The following is a 5,037-nucleotide window of genomic DNA, read 5'->3' as shown; positions in this document are numbered from 1 at the left end:
AGAACGGTAGTGATGGCAGCGGTCAGCGTTGTTTTACCATGGTCAACGTGGCCGATAGTACCGACGTTAACGTGCGGTTTTGTACGTTCAAATTTTTCTTTAGACATCGATTGTCCCTCTAAGACACGGATAAATCGGTGGTATCACCACATCAACCAAGCAATTACTTGCTGAGCTTTTAACAGAAAGAAAATCAGGAGGAAAAGAAAGAAGTGGTGCTGATAGGCAGATTCGAACTGCCGACCTCACCCTTACCAAGGGTGCGCTCTACCAACTGAGCTATATCAGCACATCTAATTGGAGCGGGCAGTGGGAATCGAACCCACATCATCAGCTTGGAAGGCTGAGGTAATAGCCATTATACGATGCCCGCATCCTGGAACTCGGCTACCTGATTTCTCTGTAGAACATTAAAGCAAGGCACAATTAAATTGATACCTTGCTTTTTTTCGATCCGGTTTTACAACATTCTAGACCGTATCGATTGCATCCTGTCTCCAGGATTGAATTTGGTGGTGGGGGAAGGATTATTCGTCGCTTCGCTCCTCACCCTTCGGGCCGCGCTACGCACGTTGTCTCGCGTTGCTCGACTCGAACTTTCTTGAAGGTTCTCACCTTCCCCAACGTGGCAGATGTCACTTATCACATTGGTTTAGTCGCTTTTACGACTTGAATTTGGTGGTGGGGGAAGGATTCGAACCTTCGAAGTCTGTGACGGCAGATTTACAGTCTGCTCCCTTTGGCCGCTCGGGAACCCCACCTAATTGTATGTACTTGATGGTGCCGGCTGCCGGAATCGAACTGGCGACCTACTGATTACAAGTCAGTTGCTCTACCTACTGAGCTAAGCCGGCATCAAGTGCTGCGCATTCTAGGCAGAGGGACCGGTCTATGCAACAAAAAAATTGCTCAAAACGCGCTATCGCTTAGATTTTGCACAAATTAGGATACTATTTCACATTACTGTCAATCATTCGAGCAAATAAACGCCAGACAGCATGTGAAAAGCACTCGTGCATATAATTCATATACATTCAAGTCTCAATCCTATGTCGCTGTCATCAACGGCTATCTGCACCCAAAAAGTGATAATGCTCTCCTTTGTGGCAGCCATAGCACCAGACTCCACATTTTAGCACTTTTAGATCTCTATTGGAGAATGGAACACTCCTTGCATCACGATTGGACGAGACACGCTTTAATTCACTTCAGCAGGAGATACAGCATGAAAATCGCATTACTGAATGTCTCTACGCTTCCCGTCTATCGCTACGAGTTAGCCGATTTACTGGTAAATGCTGTGTCAAAGGGGGCGTCTGTCGGTTACCAGTCACCACTGTCGCATGAAGAAGCCGAAAGTTATTTTCACAGTCTACGCCCTTCTGTTGCCGAAGGAGAACGTCTGTTATGGATTGCGCGCGATGATAATCGCGTAATAGGCAGTATTCAGCTTGAGCTATGCCAAAAATCAAACGGACAAAACCGTGCAGAAATACAAAAGCTGCTGGTTCATAGCAACCTGCGACGCCAGGGAATTGGAAAACTTCTACTCTCCACATTGGAGCAGGCAGCATTACAGTATCGACGCGGCTTGCTCTATCTCGATACACAAACCGGTTCGCCTGCCGAGCATTTTTATCGCGCTCAGGGCTATCGCTATCTGGGAGAACTTCCCGATTATGCCAGTTCTCCCGATGGTTATTACTATCCCACAGCGATTTACTATAAGCGGCTATTTATCGTGAATCGAGTAGAACGTTCCCTCGCCAGCTAATCCCTGGCTGATGTCTGTATCACAGGTATCAGGGCTGATACAGATTTTTGCTTCTTTTCCTGACCCTCATGGTGGTAACCTGCCTGCTGGACGATAATTTTATCAGGAAAGGATGCAGCGGCTGTTGCCTGTCCAGCTTCCCGGTATCTCAGTCTCATGCACTGAAACCTGGCTGCCTCCCTTCCCTACCGGTAGCGTCAAGCAGAAATACATTTATGACTAATAACGCGCAATCTTTCGCAACGCCTTATCTTCAGTTCAATCGCCAGCAATGGGCCAACTTGCGTGACTCCGTGCCATTGACTTTGACTGAAGATGAAATCATTAAGCTCAAAGGCATTAACGAAGATCTGTCTTTGGATGAAGTCGCGGAAATTTATCTGCCATTATCTCGACTACTCAATTTTTATATCAGTTCCAATTTACGGCGTCAGGCTGTCCTTGAGCAATTTCTGGGAACTGATGGGCAGAAAATTCCCTATATCATCGGGATTGCCGGCAGTGTTGCTGTGGGGAAAAGCACAACCGCACGTGTACTACAGGCATTACTCAGCCGTTGGCCGGAGCATCGCAAGGTCGAGCTGATTACCACTGACGGCTTCCTACATCCCAATAAAATATTGCAGCAAAGAAACCTGATGAAGAAGAAAGGGTTTCCTCAGTCCTATGATATGCATAGCCTGGTAAAATTCGTTTCTGAGATAAAATCTGGCGTCCCTTGGGTAACGGCACCAACTTATTCCCACCTGACCTATGATATTGTGCCTGATTGCAATAAAATCATAGAACAGCCAGATATTTTAATTCTTGAAGGATTGAACGTGCTGCAAAGTGGGATGGATTATCCCCACGACCCTCATCGTGTTTTTGTCTCTGATTTTGTGGATTTTTCCATCTATGTCGATGCACCGGAAGAACTGCTAAAAAGCTGGTATATCAATAGATTTCTGAAATTCAGACAAGGTGCATTTACCAATCCCGACTCTTATTTCCACAATTATGCAAAACTAGCGGAAACAGAAGCTGTTAACATTGCATCGCAATTATGGAACGAGATTAATGGCTTAAACCTCAAGCAGAACATACTACCAACGCGTGGTCGAGCCAGTCTTATCATGACAAAAAGCGCAAATCATGCAGTTGAATGTGTGCGCTTGAGAAAATAAAAATAGAGGGGATTACCATCCCCTATTACCATCCACGCAGAGAGATTTCACCGCCAATATAAGATTGAATATCCCCATTCTGCTCTAGCAATAATGCACCTTGGTTATCAATACCTTTATTGATGCCTTTTATTTCCCTATTACCAACAATCAGCCTCACTTCACGGTTATAAAAATTGTCCAGATTTCTCCACCGGGAAATAAAAGGGGCTAAGCCTTGTTGCTCATAGATTGCCAATGCCACACGTAACTCGGTAACGAGCTTCACAGCCAACAGATTACGATCAATATCAATCCCTGCCTCCTGCAAATTGATCCAGTCCTGATCGATCACAGTCGAGCCTGATGAATTCATGCGTAGATTAATACCTGCACCAATGACCAAATGCGCTGCATCACCTGTACGTCCATTTAATTCAACGAGAATACCAGCCAGCTTTTTATCGTTCAGATATAGGTCATTCGGCCATTTGACTCGGACCCCTTCAGCTCCCAGATGGTGTAGGACCTCTGCCATGATGATGCCGATGACCAAACTAACACCAACGGCCGCAGCTGGCCCCTGATCCAGACGCCAATACAGTGATAGATAAAGATTACTCCCAAAGGGAGAAAACCATTTTCTACCACGACGCCCCCGTCCTGCCTGCTGATATTCCGCAATACAGACATCTCCCGACGATACCGAATCAAGACGATCTAGCAGATATTGGTTGGTAGAATCGATAACAGGTAAAACAGCTATATTGCCACTCTGTATTTGCGAGCAAATCTTCTCTACGTCGAGCAGTTGAATTGGGGCTGAAAGTGCATAACCTTTTCCTGTTACGGTAAAAACATCTAGCCCCCACTCTCTGATGGTCTGAATATGTTTATTGATAGCGGCTCGGCTCATCCCCATTAGCTCACCGAGATATTCACCTGAATAAAACTCGCCATCGGATAAGATAGAGATTAACTTCAATGGGACGGTATAATCTTTCATGCTAAAACCTCCACTGCGTTAACCTCTCCCTGGGAGGAAATAAATCGTACCTCAGGCTCAAGCCACACATTGAATTGTTCTGCAACTTTATTTCTTACATGACGAGCCAAATTAACCAGATCACAACTGGTTGCATCACCTTTATTTACCAGAACCAGAGCTTGCTTATCATGAACTGCAGCCTGACCAATTTGATGCCCTTTTAAACCACACTGATCGATCAACCAGCCTGCGGCAAGTTTTACCTCTCCATTCGGTTGAGGATAGTGAGGGGCATTGGGATGACTAACAAAAATATGTTCAGCTATAGCCGCAGGAATAACCGGGTTTTTGAAGAAGCTGCCTGCATTACCCATTACCGCAGGATCAGGTAATTTACTCCGTCTCATCTGACAAACGGTGTCAAAGACTTGCTTTGCTGTCACGACCGAGGGATCGAGACGGCTAAGATCGCCATATTCCAGGACTGGCTTCCACTCTTTCGGTAAACGTAATCCTACAGAGATAATCGCAAACCCATTCTGGTATTCATGTTTGAAAACGCTATCCCGATAGCCAAACTGGCACTCTTCAGTACTCAGGCGTACTATCTCACCCGTTCTCAGATTTAGCATTTCGACATAAGCGCAGACCTTTCTCAGTTCTATGCCGTAAGCACCGATATTCTGAATAGGCGCAGATCCGACACATCCTGGGATCAAGGCCAGATTTTCAAGACCTGAAATCTGGCGTTCCAGTGTATATTCCACGAGATGATGCCAATTTTCCCCAGCCCCAACATGAAGCATCCATTCAGATTCAGTCTCTTTGATCTCAATCCCTTTGAGCCGATTGATAAGTATTATGCCCTGAAAATCGTCAAGAAAGAGCACATTACTCCCTTCCCCCAATATCAGGACAGGTAATCCACTATGATGAGCACGCTGCCATGCAGATAACAACTCACTTGAACTTTCGATAACCACAACCTCTGTTGCAAATACCGATAAGGAGAAAGAATTAAACGATTTTAGAGATGTGACAGAATTCGTCATAGTAGCCAATACTCAGTAAACAGTTAGGCATAGTCTAACTGATTCTGGGGGATTATTGCGGGAAGTTTTCTCTGCCGA

Annotated in this window: 5 protein-coding genes, 4 tRNA genes and 1 other RNA gene; 2 read left to right on the top strand and 8 right to left on the bottom strand. The window is 45.4% G+C overall.

The annotated features are described in order from the left end of the window. From OB87_RS20180 to OB87_RS19320, 6 genes are all read right to left on the bottom strand, one after another. Window positions 1-107, bottom strand: a 107-nt coding sequence (locus tag OB87_RS20180) for a GTP-binding protein (RefSeq protein ID WP_001785379.1), incomplete at its 3' end; no start/stop codon positions are given. Between the two features lie 106 nt (window positions 108-213). Continuing rightward, window positions 214-289: transfer RNA gene (locus tag OB87_RS19335), tRNA-Thr, on the bottom strand. A 9-nt stretch (window positions 290-298) separates the two neighbouring features. Continuing rightward, window positions 299-373, bottom strand: a tRNA-Gly gene (locus OB87_RS19330). Window positions 374-510: 137 nt separating this feature from the next. Beyond that, a non-coding RNA gene (locus OB87_RS19520) (RtT sRNA) lies at window positions 511-635 on the bottom strand. 41 nt (window positions 636-676) lie between these two features. Then, a tRNA-Tyr gene (locus OB87_RS19325) sits at window positions 677-761 on the bottom strand. Window positions 762-778: 17 nt separating this feature from the next. Continuing rightward, a tRNA-Thr gene (locus OB87_RS19320) sits at window positions 779-854 on the bottom strand. A 371-nt stretch (window positions 855-1,225) separates the two neighbouring features. On the opposite strand from OB87_RS19320, the gene OB87_RS19315 reads away from it, so the two are divergent. Continuing rightward, the gene (locus OB87_RS19315; RefSeq protein ID WP_033570992.1) at window positions 1,226-1,774 is read left to right on the top strand and encodes a GNAT family N-acetyltransferase; all 549 of its coding nucleotides are present in this window, start codon (window positions 1,226-1,228) and stop codon (window positions 1,772-1,774) included. A 215-nt stretch (window positions 1,775-1,989) separates the two neighbouring features. Continuing rightward, window positions 1,990-2,940 (top strand): type I pantothenate kinase, encoded by a 951-nt coding sequence (coaA, locus tag OB87_RS19310; RefSeq protein ID WP_033570991.1) that lies wholly within the window; start codon window positions 1,990-1,992, stop codon window positions 2,938-2,940. 25 nt (window positions 2,941-2,965) lie between these two features. Here coaA and birA read toward each other — a convergent pair whose 3' ends face one another. Together birA and murB are read right to left on the bottom strand one after the other, a co-directional pair. Beyond that, the gene (gene birA, locus OB87_RS19305; protein ID WP_033570990.1) at window positions 2,966-3,925 is read right to left on the bottom strand and encodes a bifunctional biotin--[acetyl-CoA-carboxylase] ligase/biotin operon repressor BirA; all 960 of its coding nucleotides are present in this window, start codon (window positions 3,923-3,925) and stop codon (window positions 2,966-2,968) included. Beyond that, window positions 3,922-4,959, bottom strand: coding sequence for a UDP-N-acetylmuramate dehydrogenase (murB, locus tag OB87_RS19300; protein ID WP_033570989.1), 1,038 nt, complete (start codon window positions 4,957-4,959; stop codon window positions 3,922-3,924). Before murB ends, birA begins: the two co-directional genes overlap by 4 nt. Between the last annotated feature and the right edge of the window lie 78 nt (window positions 4,960-5,037).

Origin of the sequence: Dickeya undicola, from assembly GCF_000784735.1 — a bacterium.
Lineage (GTDB): Bacteria > Pseudomonadota > Gammaproteobacteria > Enterobacterales > Enterobacteriaceae > Dickeya > Dickeya undicola.
The sequence above is the reverse complement of the archived record's forward strand: the minus strand, read 5'-3'. Positions and strand labels throughout refer to the sequence as shown.

Coding starts and splice junctions, on each gene's coding strand:
- OB87_RS19315 (WP_033570992.1), top strand. CDS start 1,226: ATGAAAATCGCATTACTGAATGTCTCTACGCTTCCCGTCTATCGCTAC.
- coaA (WP_033570991.1), top strand. CDS start 1,990: ATGACTAATAACGCGCAATCTTTCGCAACGCCTTATCTTCAGTTCAAT.
- birA (WP_033570990.1), bottom strand. CDS start 3,925: ATGAAAGATTATACCGTCCCATTGAAGTTAATCTCTATCTTATCCGAT.
- murB (WP_033570989.1), bottom strand. CDS start 4,959: ATGACGAATTCTGTCACATCTCTAAAATCGTTTAATTCTTTCTCCTTA.